Below are 15,328 nucleotides of genomic sequence, written 5' to 3'. Positions count from 1 at the left end.
CATCGACATTCGACGCGCCGTCAGATATCGCTCGTGCGGCGCAACGCCGGACCCCTGCGCCGCGGACGCGGCGCCGGACCGCCGCCCCCGGACCGCCCCGCCGCCGCCGGCGAGCGCACCGCCACCCCAGCCGAGACCAGCAACAACGCGCCCAGCATCACGAACGGAGCGGCCACTCCGGCCACCCCCGCCACCAGCCCCGCCCCGGCCGGCGCGGCCACCTGGCCCAGGCGGTTGCCGGTCAGCCGCAGGGCGAGCGCCGTGGACCGGGCACCCTCGGGCGCGGCCTGGACGACCGTCGTCATCGACAGCGGCTGCCCGACCCCCAGGCAGAAGCCGAGCGCGGCAAGCATCAGGGCCAGCACCCACACCGGGACCGGCAGCGCGATCCCCGCGCACAGCACGGCCGCCAGGACGCACGTCACGGTCAGCAGGAGCGGCCGGCCGAGCAGTCGCAGCAACGGCGTGAGAACCAGCCGGCACGCGATCGTCGCCCCCGCCCGGACACTGAGCAGGACGCCGATCACCGCCGGTGCGATGCCCCGGTGCTCGCCGACCACCGGGAGGTACGCGGTGAGGATGTCGGTCGCGGACAGGACCGACAGGCTGACCAGCATGCCCGCCGGGACGCCCCGGGCGCGCAGGATGCCGCCCACCGGGACGCGCCCGCCCGGCTCGGGACGGGACGTCACCGCCGTACGGTCCTCGACGCGCCACAGCGAACTGAACGCGACCGCCGCCCCCGCACCCGCCACGACGAGGGCGAGCGCGCTGCTGCCCGCCATGTCGGGGCCGCCGATCAGCGCACCCGCGGCGATCGGCCCGATCAGCTGGCCCAGCGACGCGCCGATGGTGAAGTGGCCGAAGTTGCGGTCCTGTTCGTGCGGGGCCGACTGCCGGGCCACCAGCGACTGCGCGCCGATCACGAAGCAGAGATGGCCGAGGCCCATCACCCCGCTCCACAGGGCCATCGCCCAGAGGGAGTTCGCGAGGCCGCTGAGCGCACAGCCGCCGGCTATCAGCACCACGCCGACCGGCAGCAGCGGCGCGCAGCGGCCGTGGTCGGTGCGACGGCCGAGCGGTACGGCGGCGAAGAGCGGGAGCAGGGCGTAGACACCGGCGATGACACCGACGGCCCGTTCGTCGGCGCCGAGCGCGAGCGCCCGGTAGGAGACGGCGGGCCGGGCCATCGACACCGCGCCCTGCGCGAAGCCGAAGGCGATGACGAGGCGGAGCAGCCAGCCGCGGTTCCTGCCGGGCGCCATGGTGAAGTCCTCCGTGCGGTGGGTCAGATGATGCCGAACAGAATGCCCGCCCCGAGCACCACGAGTGAGGTGAGCGCGGCCCACTTGACGACGAAGCGGGTGTGGTCGCCGAACTCGACCTTGGCCATCCCGACCAAGACGTAGACGGCGGGCACCAGGGGGCTCGACATGTGCAGCGGCTGGCCGATGATCGAGGCGCGGGCGATCTCCACGGAGGAGACCCCGTGCGCCTGGCCGGCCTCGGCGAGGACCGGGAGGATGCCGAAGTAGAAGCCGTCGTTCGACATGAAGTACGTGAGCGGGATGCTGAGTACGCCGGTGACGAGGGCCAGGTGCGGGCCCATGCCGTCGGGGATGTTGTCGACGAGCCAGGTGGCCATGTGGTCGACCATGCCGGTGCCCTGGAGGACGCCGGTGAAGACGGCGGCGGCGAAGACCATGCCGGAGACGTTGAGGACGTTCTCGGCGTGGGCGGCGAGGCGGGCCTTCTGGGCGGGCATCTGCGGGAAGTTGACGGTCAGCGCGAGTGCGGCGCCGAGCAGGAACAGCACCGGGATCGGCAGCCACTCCATGATCATGGAGGTGAGCAGGGCGACCGTGAGCAGCGCGTTGAACCAGTACAGCCCGGGGCGCAGGGTCTCGCGGTGCGGGTCGAGGCCCTGGAAGCCGTCGTCCTCCGCCGGCCGGTCCGCCTCGGAGCCGGAGGCGGTGCCGGGGCCGGTGCCGCCGCCGCGCACCGCGGACTTGCCCGAGTCGGCTCCCACGCCCGTACCGGTACCCGCACCGACCAGCACGGTCTCCGTTGCCCGCTCCTTCTCCTCGACCAGCGCCTCCTCCAGCGTCAGCACACCGAGCCGGTTGCGCTCACGGCGGCCGAGGACGTAGGCGAGGGCCATCACGAAGACCAGCCCGACGGCGAGCGCCGGGATCATCGGCACGAAGATGTCACTGGCGTCCAGTTTCAGCGCGGTCGCCGCACGTGCCGTCGGTCCGCCCCAGGGCAGCGTGTTCATCACGCCGTTGGCCATCGCGGCCACCCCGGTCATCACGACCAGGCTCATCTTCAGGCGCTTGTACAGCGGGTACATCGCCGAGACGGTGATCATGAAGGTGGTGGAACCGTCGCCGTCGAGGGAGACGATGGCGGCGAGCAGGGCCGTACCGACGACGATCCGCAGCGGGTCGGCCTTGCAGAACTTCAGGATCCCCTTGACGATCGGGTCGAAGAGGCCCACGTCGATCATCACGCCGAAGTAGACGATCGCGAACATGAGCATCGCCGCGGTGGGCGCGAGGCTGGTGACGCCGTCGATGACGTAGTCACCGAGCTTGGCCCCCTTGCCGACGAACACACAGAACAGCGCGGGGATCAGCACGAGTGCCGCGATCGGCGACATCTTCTTCAGCATGATCAGGACCAGGAAGGTCGCGATCATGGTGAAGCCGAGGATGGTCAGCATGAGTGGAACACCTAACGTTCGCCCTTGAACTCCCACCAGGGCCGGCGGTCCGATGACGTTAGGTCGCGTCAAACGTCGTTAACAAGACGTTGACACGCGAGCAATAAGCGCAAAACTCCAGGTCACGAGGGTGTGGCGACCGGGGTGGCGCCTCTGGGCGCTCCGTCGGCAGCGGAGTCGGGCCCCGGGATCGGGCCCAGGAGTCGGGCCCCGGAATCGGGCCCAGGAGTCGGGCCCCGGAATCGGGCCCAGGAGTCGGACTCAGTCCAGCACCCGTGCCAGATAGGCCCGCAGCAGCTCCCGGGCCTCCGTGATGATCGTCTCGTCGCCCTCCGGGTTCATCCGGAAGGACAGATGGACCAGGGTGTCGGCGGTCTCCACGGCCACCAGGAACGTGCGGCGCAGGTCCTCGTCCGGGGCGCGGCCGATGTAGTCGGAGAGCAGGTCGGTGAGGCGGTCGGCGACCCTGCGATTGGGTTCGGCGTGGCGGGCGCCGACCGGGATCTGGTTGCCGAAGTCGACGAGCGAGAAGCCGGGGGCGGTGCGCTTCATCGCCAGGTACTCGTCCAGCACCGCGTCCATCGCCGCCCGCCAGTCGCCCTTCGGCGCGTCCTTCAGCCGCTCGGCGACGCGCTCGGTGTAGCGGTCCAGGTTGCGCTGGGCGAGAGCGTCGACCATCTGCCGTTTGTTGCCGAAGAAGCGGTAGACCGAGCCGATGGGCACCCCGGCGCGCACCGCGACGGTCCGGGTGCTCAGCTCCTCGTAGCCCACCTCGTCGAGGAGGTCGGCGCAGGCGTCGAGAATCCTGGTCAGCCGTTCCGCACTGCGGCGCTGGACGGGAGCTTTGCGTAGCGAGGGCGCTGGGGGCACGGGCTTCATGATGCCTTTCCGCAGGGAGCAGGTGAACCTCGCCCCCCAGTACGGAGACGGATGGCCCATGCACTCATCCGGACGGTGTGCCGCCGTCGCCGGCCGCGGCACCCGGGTGCGTGGGGGAAGCCCCTGCGTCCGGAAGACCGGCCGTCGGCGTCGGCGCGGCTGACCGTGCCGATGTCGGCGTGGCCATCGACGTCGGCGTGGCCGTCCGTGCCGGTTTCGGTGCGGCGGTCGGTGTCGCCTTTGCCGTCTCCGCACCCGACGCCGTGACGTCCGCCGTGCTCTCGACGGGTTTGCCGTGTACGGCCCACACCGTGCCGTCGTCCGCGTAGAGCCGGGCGGTGATGTGGTGGGTGCCGTGCGGGACGAGCCTGGCGGGGAGGTGGTACGCGGGGGTGCGCAGCCGGGTCACGAGGCCGCCGTCCACGAAGAGGTAGGCGAGGCCGTGCCCGGCGACCGCGCGGGCCGCGGTGCCGGTCCGGGACAAGCGGAAGCGGTGCACGTCGAGCCGTACGTCCCAGCCTCCGGCGCGGTCGGGCGTGACCACCGTGTCCACCTCGGGCGCCTGCTTCTTGTCGATCTCCCGGTAGTGGCGTCCGCCCTCGTCCGTGTCGTCCAGGATCTTGCCCACCGGTGAGGGCGACCCCGTCTCCCGTTGCTCGTGCGCCTCCCCGGTCGCGCACCCCGCCGCCGCGACCAGCAGCAGCACGCAGACCGCGAGCGCGCCCGGCAGTCCACGCGTCCACGACATGCCCGGGAGCGTAGAACAGCGCGCCGGAGACCGGATCCCCCTGAAGTCGGGTTCTCGCCGTACCCCGCTGGGATGATCCCGGCCCTCTTGCACCCGCCCCGACTCAATCCTACGGTGATACATAGGAATCAGGCAGGCACCGGCCCAGGGAGCGATCATGAGCGATGGGGGCACCTCCCGCGCGAGCGTGTTCGAGCGTGAGGGAGCGCGGAAGACCGCCGAGGGACTGACATATCTCTCGGGGTTCGGCAACGAGCACTCCTCGGAGGCGGTGCCGGGCGCCCTGCCCGAGGGCCGCAACTCCCCGCAGCGCGCCCCCCTCGGCCTGTACGCGGAGCAGCTCAGCGGTACGGCCTTCACCGAGCCGCGGGCCAGCAACCGCCGCTCCTGGCTGTACCGGATCCGCCCCTCGGCCGCCCACCCGGCGTTCACCCGGGCCGCCGGCGACGGGGCGCTGCGCACCGGCCCCTTCACGGACGTCGCCCCGGACCCGAACCGGCTGCGCTGGAACCCGCTGCCGGAGCCGGCGCCCGGTACGGACTTCCTCGCGGGCCTGTGGACCCTCGGCGGCAACGGCGACGCGACCCAGCGCACCGGTATGGCCGTGCACCTCTATCACGCCAACTCCTCGATGGAGCGGGTCTTCTCGGACTCGGACGGCGAACTGCTGATCGTCCCGGAGCGCGGCGGGGTGCTGTTGCGCACGGAGTTCGGCCTGCTGCATGTGGAGCCGGGACAGGTGGCGCTGATCCCCCGTGGGGTCCGCTTCCGTGTGGAACTGCTGGATGCCACGGCCCGGGGGTATGTGTGCGAGAACTACGGCTCGCCGTTCCGCCTCCCCGATCTGGGCCCGATCGGTGCCAACGGCCTCGCCAACGCCCGTGACTTCCAGGCCCCCGTGGCCGCCTACGAGGACGTGGAGGGCCCGGTGGAGGTGGTCAACAAGTTCTGCGGCCACCTGTGGACCGCCACATATGACCACTCCCCCCTGGACGTGGTCGCCTGGCACGGCACACATGTGCCCTACCTCTACGATCTCCACCGTTTCAATGTGATCGGCAGCATCTCGTACGACCACCCCGACCCGTCGATCTTCACGGTGCTGACGTCCCCGTCGGACACTCCCGGCCTGGCGGGCGTCGACTTCGTGGTCTTCGCCCCACGCTGGCTGGTCGGCGAGAACACCTTCCGGCCCCCGTACTTCCACCGGAACGTGATGAGCGAGTACATGGGCCTGGTCGAGGGCGCCTACGACGCGAAGGCGGAGGGCTTCGTGCCCGGCGGCGGCTCCCTGCACAACATGATGTCGGCACACGGCCCGGACCGGGAGACGTTCGACCGGGCGAGCACGGCCGACCTGCGTCCGCAGAAGATCGACGACGGCCTCGCCTTCATGTTCGAGACCCGCTGGCCGGTGACGCTCACCCCGCAGGCGGCGACCGCCGAGCACCTGCAACAGCGCTACGACGACGTGTGGCAGGGCATGGAACGTCACTTCCGGCCCTTGCACTGAAGATCCCCTACCGGTACGGATGGCCCGTGACCTCCTTCGCCCCGGACTCGATCGTCCTGAACCGCAAGCTGCCGCTCTGGTACCAGGTGTCGCAGTCGCTGCGTGCCTCGATACTCGGCCGCTCGCCCCGGGACCCGCTCCGGCTGCCCACCGAGGAACAGCTGGCGGAGCACTTCGGCGTGAGCGTGCTGACCATGCGGCAGGCGCTGAAGGAACTGGAGGACGAGGGCCTGATCAGCCGGCACCGCCGCCGGGGCACCTTCATCGAACCGGACGCCCGGCGGGGTACCCCGGTACGGCTCCTCGGCTCGGTGGACGCGATCGTGGCCCAGCAGTCCGGCATGACGGCCGAGCTGCTGGACCACGGCACGGCACCCGTGACGGGCGAACTCTCCGAGTACTTCCCGGATCTCGACGTGGTGGCGACGTACCACCGCCTGCGCAGCGACGAACAGACCGGTGAGCCGACCAATCACGCCCGCAACCACGTCCGCCCCGAACTGGCCGGACGCATCGACCCGGAGGACCTGGCCAGGCAGCCCATGACCAAGGTGCTGCGCGACGTGGTCGGCGCGGACATCAGCCGTATCACGGACACGGTCGAGGCCCGGCTGGCCGACCCGGAGACGGCCCGGCTGCTCCAGGTCCCCCTCCTCAGCCCGATCCTGCACTACACGGGGGTCACCTACGACACCGCCGGCCGGGTCCTGGACCTGGCGGTCATCCACTACCGGGGCGACCGTTTCTCCTTCACGGTCACCCTCGACGCCACCTGAACTCGTCGTACGATGCCGGGCGTGACGCACGACGACGCTCCGCTGCTTGCGGACCTCATGCCGTGGTCCGTCGCACCACTACGGCTCGGCCGAGGGTGGCCGACGGCCCCCGATCCGGCGACCCTCAAGGCCCGCTGGGACGCCCTCCTCAAGGCCGAGGGCCCCGACCGCGAGACCCTGTTCGAACCGACGCGCGCCCGCACGGTCCACTCGGCCGTGCCCCAGCTGCCCGGGCAGCCGACCGGCACGGAGCGGCTGGCGCAGGCCTCGGGCCCGTGCGCGGATCCGGTCCGCGTGCTGTCCGCTCCGTTCGACGAACAGTGGCTCGTCCCGGACCACCGCCTCATCGACACGGCCCGACCGGAGTTGTGGCGTGTGGCGGACGGCCACCAGATCTTCGCGGTGGAGTCGGCGGAGGGCATGCCGCTGCTGGCGACCTCCCTGCTGCCCACCCTTCGCGCCGGCCGCGTCCGCCCGCTGTACCGCCGCCCGGGCGGCGCGGAACCGAACCTGGCACCGGGCCTGCTGGGGCACCTCGCCGACCGCCTGGGCGTCGCTCCCGCCCCGCCGGACGTCCTGGCCTGGGCCCTGGCGACGATCCGTCCCGACCACACGGTCCCGCTCACCGACGACCCCGATCTCTGGTCACGGGGCGTGCGGTTGGGCCACCGGGCCCTGTGGCTGCTGCGCCGCGACGGCGAACGCCCGAAGCTCCCGGGCGGCCGCCGTCCCTACGTGCGCGCCCCGCTCCCCTCCCGCCCGCTCACCATCCGCTATGACCCGCAGGAGGAGACCCTGCACATCGACGAGGGCCGCGTCTCGCCGGTACCGCCCCAGGCGTGGGAGTTCGCGATGGGTGACGTGAAGATCCTGGAGGCGTGGTTCGCGGCACGGACGGCCTCGGCGGAACCGGGAACGCTGGCGGCGATCGTCCCGCGGGCCTGGCCCCAGTCATGGACGTCGGATCTGCTGGAGCTGATCACGGTCCTGACCTTGCTGGCGGACGTGCGCGCCCAGCGAGCCGAGTGGGAGATCGAGTCACAGATCACGGCCACGGACCTGACGACAGCCGGCCTGCTCCCACCCCCGGAGGCAGCCCGGAAACCAGCGTCGATCCTGGAGCACACGGAAGAAGGCCCGGCGGGTCAACTGACCTTGCTGTGAGTCACCCAGGGGGCGGGGCCGCATGCGACATGCGGCTACCGCCGCGTGGGTGCGACCAGCCTCACCCACCCGCGGCCTACGACGACGCGAACCCGTCCAGAACCCTCCCCAGCGCCCGCCGGAAGACCCCCTCCAGATCGATCGGCCCCGCGTCCTCCGCGAACGCCGCGGCCATCCGCGGATACGCCCCCGAGGCGATCTGCCCCCCGAGATAGGCGATCCGCACCGCGTTCTCCTGCTCCTTGGACCACGGCAGACTCCGGGCCCGCTCGGCCGTGTCGAGTTCGTTCCGCACATAGGTGGTCACCACGCCGTTCACCATGGCGATCAGCTCCAGCTTCGTCCCGTACGGAGCGTCCAGCGGATCCAGGCAGGCCAGACAGTGCTCCAGATACCGCAGGGCGTGGGGGCTGAACCCATAGACCGGTGACATGAGACGTGGCATCCAGGGATGCCGGTACATCAGCTCCCGCGTCTGCTCGGCGACCCGCACCATGTCGGCCCGCCAGTCCCCCGTCGGCTCCCACAGCTCGTGCTCCGCGCCGACCGCGTCAACCATCAGCTCGTACAAGTCCTCCTTGCGGGGGACGTAGTTGTACAGGGACATCGTCCCGCACCCCAGCGCGGCCGCCACGTGCCGCATCGACACGGCGTCCAGCCCCTCCGCATCGGCGATCCGCACCGCGGCCGCCGCGACGTCGGCACGCGTGAACGCGGGCCTCGGCCCCCGTCCCGCCCGTTCGGGGCGGGCCCAGATCACCTCGGGTTCGGCCCCTCGGACTGACATCGGTCATCACCTCGCCCACCATGCTAGTTACGTACACCGTACGTAGTGCGCTATGGTCGACCCATGGATACTACGTACGCTGTACTTAGTGAGGGTCTGGAGAAGCGCTTCGGCGCTGTGCACGCCCTGCGCGGCCTCGATCTGGCCGTCCGGCGGGGCTCGGTCTGCGGACTGCTCGGGCCGAACGGGGCGGGGAAGACGACGGCCGTACGGCTGTTGACCACGCTCCTGCGGCCGGACGCGGGCTCCGCCCGCATCGCGGGGCACGACCTCGTCCGGGAGGCGGCGGCCGTGCGCCGCAGCATCGGCGTCACGGGGCAGTACGCCTCGGTCGACGGCGATCTCACCGGACGCGAGAACCTGCGCCTGTTCGCCCGGCTGCACCGGGTGCGGGGGCCGAACGACCGGGCGGCCGAACTGCTCGACCGCTTCGGCCTCGCCGAGGCCGCCGACCGCAAGGCGGCCACCTACTCGGGCGGTATGCGCCGGCGCCTCGACCTCGCGGCGAGCCTGGTCCGCCGGCCCGAGGTGCTGTTCCTCGACGAGCCCACCACCGGCCTCGACCCGGCCAGCAGGAACGGCGTCTGGGACGCGGTGCGGGAGCTGGCGGCCGACGGTACGACCGTGCTGCTGACCACGCAGCACCTGGAGGAGGCCGACCGACTCGCCGACGACATCGTGCTGATGGACGGGGGCCGGGTGGCGCAGACCGGCACCCCCGCCGAACTCAAGGCGCTCATCGGCTGGTACGCGGAGGCGGTGGTAGCCGATCCGGACGCGCTGGCCAAGGCCGCCGCCGTTCTCGACCACCTCACCGGGACCGAGCCGCGGTTCGACCACGACCGGCACACCGTCGGCGCCCTCACCACCGACCCGACGCTCACCCTCCCCCGGCTGGTACGCGAACTCGACGCGGCGGAGGTGCGGTTGCTCGACGCGAGCCTCAGACCGCCGACCCTGGACGACGTTTTCCTCCGACTGACGGGAAGTCCCGCATGAGCGCGCTCGCGTACGACGGTGCGGCGATGGTGGGCCGGCAGCTGCGCCGGGTCCGCAACAGCCCGGGTCTGGTGGTCCTCACCCAGATGATGCCGGTCAACATGCTGCTGTTCTTCGGCTACGTCTTCGGCAGCGCGCTGGCGATGCCGGGCCCGGAGTACCGCTCGTTCCTCGTGCCGGGGCTGCTGGTGGCGACCGCGGCCGGCGGGGTGATGACCGGGATGTTCCAGGCCGCCCAGGACACCCACCGGGGTGTGACGGACCGCTTCCGGACCATGCCGGTGAGCCGGGCCGCCGTACCGCTGGGGCAGGCCGTGGCCGATCTCGTCGTCACCACGGCGGGTACCGTGCCCCTGCTCCTGGTGGGCCTCGCCGTGGGCTGGCGCGTCGAGGGATCGGCGGTCGCGGCCGTCGGCGCGGTGGGGCTGCTGCTCCTGTTCCGGTTCGCCTGCACGTCCGTCGGCGTCTTCCTCGGTCTGCTCAGCCGCAGCGAGGAGGCCGCGGGTCAGCTCGGCGCGGCGTCCTTCGTCCTGCCGCTGCTCTCCAACGCCTACATCCCCACCGGCAACCTCCCGGGCTGGCTGCGCACGGCGGCCGAGTGGAACCCGATCAGCGCGGTGACGACGGCCCTGCGCGACCTCTTCGGCAACGCGCCCGTCCCCGAGGGCGCCGCCTGGCCGGTGGCCCACCCGGTCGCGGGCTCGGTCGCCTGGAGCGCGCTCCTGATCGCCGTCTTCCTCCCGCTGGCCGTACGGCGGTACGGCCGCGGCTGACACAACCCGCGGTACCGACAGCACCGACCCGCCGACCGACCCGGCAGCACCGGCGCCGCCGACCGACCCCGCGGCAGCGGCCCGGCCGACCGACCCGCCGGCAAGGGCGCGGCCGACGGCCCCGGCCCGTGGCGGCGCTGCTGACAGAACCGCCGGTCGCGGGTCATGATCCAGCCCATGGACCGTCTCCCGCTGCCCCTGGAGGGCATCACCGTCGTCGCCGTCGAACAGGCCGTGGCCGCGCCCTTCGCCACCCGGCAGCTCGCCGATCTGGGGGCCAGGGTCATCAAGGTCGAGCGGATCGACGGCGGCGACTTCGCGCGCGGCTACGACACCACCGCCCGCGGGCTCGCCTCGCACTTCGTGTGGTGCAACCGGGGCAAGGAGTCCATCGCGCTGGATCTGAAGGACCCACGCGGACTGGACGTCGTGCGACGACTCGTCGCGGACGCGGACGTCTTCGTGCAGAACCTCGCGCAGGGGGCCGCCGCCCGGCTCGGCCTCGACGCGGCCACGCTGTGTGCCGCGCACCCGCGCCTGGTCGCCGTGGACGTGTCCGGATACGGCGCGTCAGGACCGTACGCCGGCAAACGCGCGTACGACATGCTCGTGCAGTGCGAGGCGGGGCTGGTGTCGGTCACCGGGACGCCGGAGCAGCCGGTGAAGGCCGGGATCCCGGCGGCGGACATCGCGGCGGGCATGTACGCCTTCTCGGGCGTCCTCGCGGCGCTGGTGCGGCGCGGGACGACCGGCCGGGGCGGGCCGGTGGAGGTGTCCATGCTGGACGCGCTCGCCGAGTGGATGGGGCATCCGCTCCATCACACCCTGCACGGCGGGACCCCGCCGGAGCGCACCGGCCTGGCGCACGCGGTGATCGCGCCGTACGACGCCTACCCGACCGGGGACGGCGGGCGGGTGCTGCTGTCGGTGCAGAACGACCGGGAGTGGCGGCGACTCGCCGAACAGGTGATCGGGCGGCCGGAGTTGGGTTCGGATCCGGCGTTCGCGACGAACGCCGCACGGGTGGCGAACCGGGCGCGGACCGACGAGCTGGTCGCGACGGCCCTCGGATCGGTCGGCACCGACGAGGCGGTGGCGCGCCTGGAAGCCGCGGGCATCGCGTGCGCGCGGCTGCGGGACCTGCACGAGTTGGCGGAGCATCCGCAGCTGGCGGCCCGGGAGCGGTGGCGGGAGGTGGGGTCGCCGGTCGGGCCGCTGCGCGCGTTGCTGCCGCCCATCACGCTGCCCGGCGGGGACGAGGCACGGATGGGTGACGTGCCCGCGCTCGGACAGCACACCGAGGCGCTGCTGCGCGCCGTGGGGATGACGGACGCCGAGACAGCAGCGCTGCGCCGGGACGGTGTGGCTGCCTGAGCGCGAGCCTGACGGTCAGTGCTTGTCGCTGCCGCCGAAGAGCGAACGGCGCAGTCGACGCAGTGGTGCGAAGAGGGAGACACGGCTGACCCGCGCACCCCGGTCGCTGCGCCGCGCGGGTTCACGCGCGGTCAGCTCACGCATCAGCGACGTCGCCTCGACCGCCTGCTGCTGCGGTATGGCGGGACCCGCCAGCACCGACAGATGGCGGTCGAGGCGCGAACTGGTGGCGCCGCTCCCGCAGGTGATCGCAGGAACCCTCGCCCTGCTGCGTGTTATCTGATCCATGTCACTCCCCACCCGTACGAGTCCACCCGGCCCGGGCAGGGTAACCCTATCGCCCCGATGGGGCACTCGTGTATCGCGGTCACAGGATTCACCTTCCCCGCAAGGCTGTTGACGACCCCTCTTCGACTACTCTCCGAATCCGACCGATTTCAGGGCGAGTTGGACAACCGGCTGGCTGGTGGGCTGCGCCGAGCCGCCGACGGGCTCGACGGTTACGGCGAGTGACGTGGCGGACTTGTCGAGACCGGTGGCGACCAGGGGCGTGTCGGCCTTGAAAAGCCCGAGGGAGCGCGGTTGCACATGGGGGCGCATCAGCCAGAGCTGATGCACGCGGCCCTTCGGCAGGCCAGCGTATCCGCTGAGCGTGACGACGGCCCGCCCCTCCGACGCGGAGACCACCGCGCCGATACTTCGGCCCTGGGCGTCCTTGCCGCTGGTCGCACGGGCGTCGGTCGCGGCCAGAACGTGGGCGATGTCACGCGACTGGGCCCGCTCCGCGTCCAGTTGGTCCTGGGTCCGGCCGGCCTGCACCGCGAAGAGGGAGGCGACGACCAGCGCGGCGGCCGCGGTGGCGGTGGCGAACGGCACGAACAGGGGACGCCGCCGTCTGCGCGGCGGCGGGGGCTGCCCGCCCCAGACATGCGGCGGCAGGTTGGGAACGTGCTCGCGGGCGGCAGCCGGTGCCTGCGGGGTGGCGCGTACGGCGGCCAGGACCCGGTCACGCATCGCGAGGGGCGGCGGGGCGGCCGTGGACCAGGCCAGCCGTACCGCGTCCTCGGTCAGCGCCCGGACCTCGGCGGCGCACCGGTCGCAGTCCCCCAGGTGCTTCTGGAAGCGGCGCCGTTCGCCGGGCTCCAGGGCGTCCAGGGCGTAGGGCGCGGCCAGCGAATGCAGGTCCTCGCGGTGCAGCAGGCGGCCGACCAGGCTCATGCGGCACCTCCCAGGCAGTCGCGCAGCCGGGTGAGTCCGTCGCGCATCCGTGTCTTGACCGTGCCCAGCGGCAGTTTGAGCCGCTCGGCCACCTCACGGTACGTGTAGCCGTCGTAGTAGGCGAGGGTGACCGACTGGCGCTGGAGTGCGGTGAGCCGGTCCAGGCAGCGGCGTACCCATTCGCGCTCCAGGCCCGCCTCCACCTCCTCGGCGACCTGGTCGAAGGCCGGTTCGCCCGCACGCAGCGCCTCGCGCTGTTCGCGTTCGCCGGCCGCGCGGGCGCTGCGCACCCGGTCGACGGCGCGGCGGTGGGCGAGGGTGAGGATCCAGGAGAGGGCACTGCCCCGGCCCGGGTCGAACTTGGGTGCGGAACGCCAGAGTTCGAGGAGCACCTCCTGGGCCACCTCCTCGGACTGGGCGGGGTCGCGCACCACACGTCGTACGAGTCCGAACACCGGACCGGACACCAGTCCGTAGAGGTCCTCGAACGCTTTCTGGTCGCCGGCCGCGACGAGCACCAGCAGTTCGTCCGCCTCCACCCCGTTCCCCCTTCTGTGGCCGCACCCGGCCCGTCCTTCCACACCAGGCATTGGCAACTGACGCACCTCCGGCAGAAGTACGTATGCGGGAGGCGAAAACGCGGGTCGAGCAGGAAGAAAAGATTTTTTTCTTCGGACCAATCCAAACGGCCCTCCTGCTCCGTATACCCGTCCGTCAAGCAAGTTGGGACCGAGGGACGGACGGCATGACACCTCTAATCTCCAGGAGTGGCGCGGGGCGCAAGGGCCTTGTCTCGCTCATCTGTGGGGCACTGGCCACCGGCGGGATCACAGCCGCCAGCGTCGCCGCGCTGGAACCGGGAGCGGCCTCCGCCTCCTCCCACCGGGAAGCCCCGCTCATCTCGGGCACCCCCCAGTACGACAACACCGACCTGTACGCGTTCGTCAGCCCGGACAAGCCCGACACGACGACGATCGTGTCGGACTACATCCCCTTCGAGGAACCGGCCGGCGGCCCGAACTTCTACCAGTTCGCGGATGACGCCCAGTACGACATCCACATCGACAACAACGGTGACGCGCTGGACGACCTGATCTTCCGCTACACCTTCCACACCCAGATCAAGAACAAGAAGACGTTCCTCTACAACACGGGGGTGGTCGACAACCTGACCGACCCCGACCTGAACGTCACGCAGTCGTACGACATCGACCTCATCAAGCTGAAGAAGGGGAAGGAGCAGTACAAGACGAAGGTCGCCGACGACATCCCGGCGGCCCCGTCGGACGTCGGCAAGGCGTCGATGCCGAACTACGCGAAGCTGCGCTCCCAGGCCATCTACAAGACGTCGAACGGCGGCGCGACCTTCGCCGGTCAGGCGGACGACCCGTTCTTCGCCGACCTGCGCGTCTTCGACCTGCTGTACGGCGGCAACCTCAGCGAGGTCGGCCGGGACACCCTCAAGGGCTACAACGTCAACACGATCGCCCTCCAGGTGCCGAACTCCCTGATCCGGCAGTCGGCGTCGCGTCCGACCGTCGGCATCTACGCGACGACCCAGCGCAGGAACGCGCAGGGCTACTACGCGCAGGTCTCGCGCCTCGGCAACCCGCTGGTCAACGAGGTCGTCAACCCGCAGAAGGACAAGGACAAGTTCAACGCGTCCCAGCCCAAGGACGACGGCCAGTTCCTGAAGAACGTGACCAACCCGGAACTGCCGAAGCTCATCCAGGCGATCTACAACATCAAGGCGCCGTCCGAGCCCCGCAACGACCTCGTGGACGTGTTCCTCAAGGGCGTCAAGGGTCTCAACCAGGAGCAGCCGTACGCGACGCCGTCGGAGATGCTCCGCCTGAACACGTCCATCAAGCCCACCGCGAAGCCCAAGCGGCTCGGTGTCCTGGACGGTGACAACGCGGGCTTCCCGAACGGGCGCCGGCTCACCGACGACGTGATCGACGAGGCACTGCAGGTCGTCGAGGGCGAACTGGTCGGTTCCAAGAACGACCTGGGCGACGCGGTCGACAAGAACGACAAGGGCTTCGAGAAGTACTTCCCGTATGTGGCCGAACCGACGTCCGGTTCGCGCGGCGCGCTCGCCAAGGCGGCCGGGAGCAGCACGAAGAGCGCCCTGGGCGACGCCCTGACCAGCTCCGACAGCAGCAACACGACGCTGATCGCCGGGTCCGCGGCCGCGGGTGCGGCGGGCGTCCTGCTGATCGGCACCGCGTTCGGCTGGTGGCGCCGTCGGATGCAGCGGCCGTACTGATCGCCGTCGCGACTCAGGTAGTGGGGTGACTGCGGGCCCGGTTGTGGCTGGTCGCGCACACGCGGCGGTAGCCGCATCTCCAACGCAGTCCCGCGCCCCTTAC

Annotated in this window: 15 protein-coding genes; 7 read left to right on the top strand and 8 right to left on the bottom strand. The window is 71.4% G+C overall.

The genetic code is table 11. From position 1 onward, the window contains the following. Positions 1-20 precede the first annotated feature (20 nt). The 4 genes from ACZ4N4_RS32075 to ACZ4N4_RS32060 all read right to left on the bottom strand — a co-directional run bounded on the left by ACZ4N4_RS32075 (position 21) and on the right by ACZ4N4_RS32060 (position 4,352). Complete coding sequence (locus ACZ4N4_RS32075; protein WP_467595374.1) at positions 21-1,265, bottom strand: MFS transporter; 1,245 nt, start codon at positions 1,263-1,265, stop codon at positions 21-23. Between the two features lie 23 nt (positions 1,266-1,288). Then, positions 1,289-2,725, bottom strand: coding sequence for a CitMHS family transporter (locus tag ACZ4N4_RS32070; protein WP_467595371.1), 1,437 nt, complete (start codon positions 2,723-2,725; stop codon positions 1,289-1,291). A gap of 261 nt (positions 2,726-2,986) precedes the next feature. Continuing rightward, on the bottom strand, positions 2,987-3,604 hold the full coding sequence (locus ACZ4N4_RS32065) for a TetR/AcrR family transcriptional regulator (RefSeq protein WP_467595368.1): 618 nt from the start codon (positions 3,602-3,604) through the stop codon (positions 2,987-2,989). A gap of 64 nt (positions 3,605-3,668) precedes the next feature. Further along, positions 3,669-4,352 carry a hypothetical protein gene (locus ACZ4N4_RS32060; RefSeq protein ID WP_467595365.1) on the bottom strand — a complete coding sequence of 228 codons (684 nt, stop codon included), beginning with the start codon at positions 4,350-4,352 and terminating at the stop codon, positions 3,669-3,671. Positions 4,353-4,509: 157 nt separating this feature from the next. On the opposite strand from ACZ4N4_RS32060, the gene hmgA reads away from it, so the two are divergent. The 3 genes from hmgA to ACZ4N4_RS32045 are packed head-to-tail and all read left to right on the top strand — an operon-like array spanning position 4,510 to position 7,805. Further along, entirely contained in the window at positions 4,510-5,865 is a 1,356-nt protein-coding gene (hmgA, locus tag ACZ4N4_RS32055) for a homogentisate 1,2-dioxygenase (protein ID WP_467595363.1), read from the top strand. A gap of 26 nt (positions 5,866-5,891) precedes the next feature. Then, positions 5,892-6,641 (top strand): GntR family transcriptional regulator, encoded by a 750-nt coding sequence (locus ACZ4N4_RS32050; RefSeq protein ID WP_453574918.1) that lies wholly within the window; start codon positions 5,892-5,894, stop codon positions 6,639-6,641. Positions 6,642-6,653: 12 nt separating this feature from the next. Continuing rightward, positions 6,654-7,805: a type ISP restriction/modification enzyme gene (locus ACZ4N4_RS32045; protein WP_467595360.1), complete on the top strand. Its 1,152-nt coding sequence runs from the start codon at positions 6,654-6,656 to the stop codon at positions 7,803-7,805. Between the two features lie 76 nt (positions 7,806-7,881). Here ACZ4N4_RS32045 and ACZ4N4_RS32040 read toward each other — a convergent pair whose 3' ends face one another. After that, a complete protein-coding gene (locus ACZ4N4_RS32040) occupies positions 7,882-8,592 on the bottom strand; it encodes a TetR/AcrR family transcriptional regulator (RefSeq protein WP_453574914.1) in 711 nt (236 codons plus the stop codon). Positions 8,593-8,655: 63 nt separating this feature from the next. Here ACZ4N4_RS32040 and ACZ4N4_RS32035 point away from each other — a divergent pair, with 63 nt between their 5' ends. From ACZ4N4_RS32035 to ACZ4N4_RS32025, 3 genes are all read left to right on the top strand, one after another. Next, the gene (locus ACZ4N4_RS32035; RefSeq protein WP_467595355.1) at positions 8,656-9,591 is read left to right on the top strand and encodes an ATP-binding cassette domain-containing protein; all 936 of its coding nucleotides are present in this window, start codon (positions 8,656-8,658) and stop codon (positions 9,589-9,591) included. Further along, entirely contained in the window at positions 9,588-10,364 is a 777-nt protein-coding gene (locus ACZ4N4_RS32030) for an ABC transporter permease (protein WP_467595352.1), read from the top strand. Before ACZ4N4_RS32035 ends, ACZ4N4_RS32030 begins: the two co-directional genes overlap by 4 nt. A 177-nt stretch (positions 10,365-10,541) precedes the next feature. After that, entirely contained in the window at positions 10,542-11,738 is a 1,197-nt protein-coding gene (locus ACZ4N4_RS32025; protein WP_467595350.1) for a CaiB/BaiF CoA transferase family protein, read from the top strand. Between the two features lie 15 nt (positions 11,739-11,753). Here the strand turns inward: ACZ4N4_RS32025 and ACZ4N4_RS32020 are convergent, their stop codons facing one another. The 3 genes from ACZ4N4_RS32020 to ACZ4N4_RS32010 form a co-directional block, all read right to left on the bottom strand. Further along, entirely contained in the window at positions 11,754-12,026 is a 273-nt protein-coding gene (locus ACZ4N4_RS32020) for a hypothetical protein (RefSeq protein WP_450758657.1), read from the bottom strand. A 126-nt stretch (positions 12,027-12,152) separates the two neighbouring features. Continuing rightward, complete coding sequence (locus ACZ4N4_RS32015; protein WP_467595347.1) at positions 12,153-12,956, bottom strand: anti-sigma factor; 804 nt, start codon at positions 12,954-12,956, stop codon at positions 12,153-12,155. Further along, positions 12,953-13,495, bottom strand: a complete 543-nt coding sequence (locus ACZ4N4_RS32010; protein WP_358915503.1) for a sigma-70 family RNA polymerase sigma factor — start codon at positions 13,493-13,495, stop codon at positions 12,953-12,955. The genes ACZ4N4_RS32015 and ACZ4N4_RS32010 overlap by 4 nt, the downstream gene beginning before the upstream one ends. Before the next feature lie 206 nt (positions 13,496-13,701). Here ACZ4N4_RS32010 and ACZ4N4_RS32005 point away from each other — a divergent pair, with 206 nt between their 5' ends. Next, positions 13,702-15,225 (top strand): DUF4331 domain-containing protein, encoded by a 1,524-nt coding sequence (locus ACZ4N4_RS32005; RefSeq protein ID WP_467595345.1) that lies wholly within the window; start codon positions 13,702-13,704, stop codon positions 15,223-15,225. Positions 15,226-15,328: the final 103 nt, after the last annotated feature.

It is taken from the genome of Streptomyces sp. NPDC026538 (assembly GCF_055567535.1).
Note: the sequence above shows the minus strand (reverse complement) of the source record. Positions and strands in the feature narration are given on the sequence as shown.

Coding starts and splice junctions, on each gene's coding strand:
- ACZ4N4_RS32035 (WP_467595355.1), top strand. CDS start 8,656: ATGGATACTACGTACGCTGTACTTAGTGAGGGTCTGGAGAAGCGCTTC.
- ACZ4N4_RS32040 (WP_453574914.1), bottom strand. CDS start 8,592: ATGTCAGTCCGAGGGGCCGAACCCGAGGTGATCTGGGCCCGCCCCGAA.
- ACZ4N4_RS32020 (WP_450758657.1), bottom strand. CDS start 12,026: ATGGATCAGATAACACGCAGCAGGGCGAGGGTTCCTGCGATCACCTGC.
- hmgA (WP_467595363.1), top strand. CDS start 4,510: ATGAGCGATGGGGGCACCTCCCGCGCGAGCGTGTTCGAGCGTGAGGGA.
- ACZ4N4_RS32015 (WP_467595347.1), bottom strand. CDS start 12,956: ATGAGCCTGGTCGGCCGCCTGCTGCACCGCGAGGACCTGCATTCGCTG.
- ACZ4N4_RS32045 (WP_467595360.1), top strand. CDS start 6,654: ATGCCGGGCGTGACGCACGACGACGCTCCGCTGCTTGCGGACCTCATG.
- ACZ4N4_RS32005 (WP_467595345.1), top strand. CDS start 13,702: ATGACACCTCTAATCTCCAGGAGTGGCGCGGGGCGCAAGGGCCTTGTC.
- ACZ4N4_RS32070 (WP_467595371.1), bottom strand. CDS start 2,725: ATGCTGACCATCCTCGGCTTCACCATGATCGCGACCTTCCTGGTCCTG.
- ACZ4N4_RS32025 (WP_467595350.1), top strand. CDS start 10,542: ATGGACCGTCTCCCGCTGCCCCTGGAGGGCATCACCGTCGTCGCCGTC.
- ACZ4N4_RS32030 (WP_467595352.1), top strand. CDS start 9,588: ATGAGCGCGCTCGCGTACGACGGTGCGGCGATGGTGGGCCGGCAGCTG.
- ACZ4N4_RS32065 (WP_467595368.1), bottom strand. CDS start 3,604: ATGAAGCCCGTGCCCCCAGCGCCCTCGCTACGCAAAGCTCCCGTCCAG.
- ACZ4N4_RS32060 (WP_467595365.1), bottom strand. CDS start 4,352: ATGTCGTGGACGCGTGGACTGCCGGGCGCGCTCGCGGTCTGCGTGCTG.
- ACZ4N4_RS32075 (WP_467595374.1), bottom strand. CDS start 1,265: ATGGCGCCCGGCAGGAACCGCGGCTGGCTGCTCCGCCTCGTCATCGCC.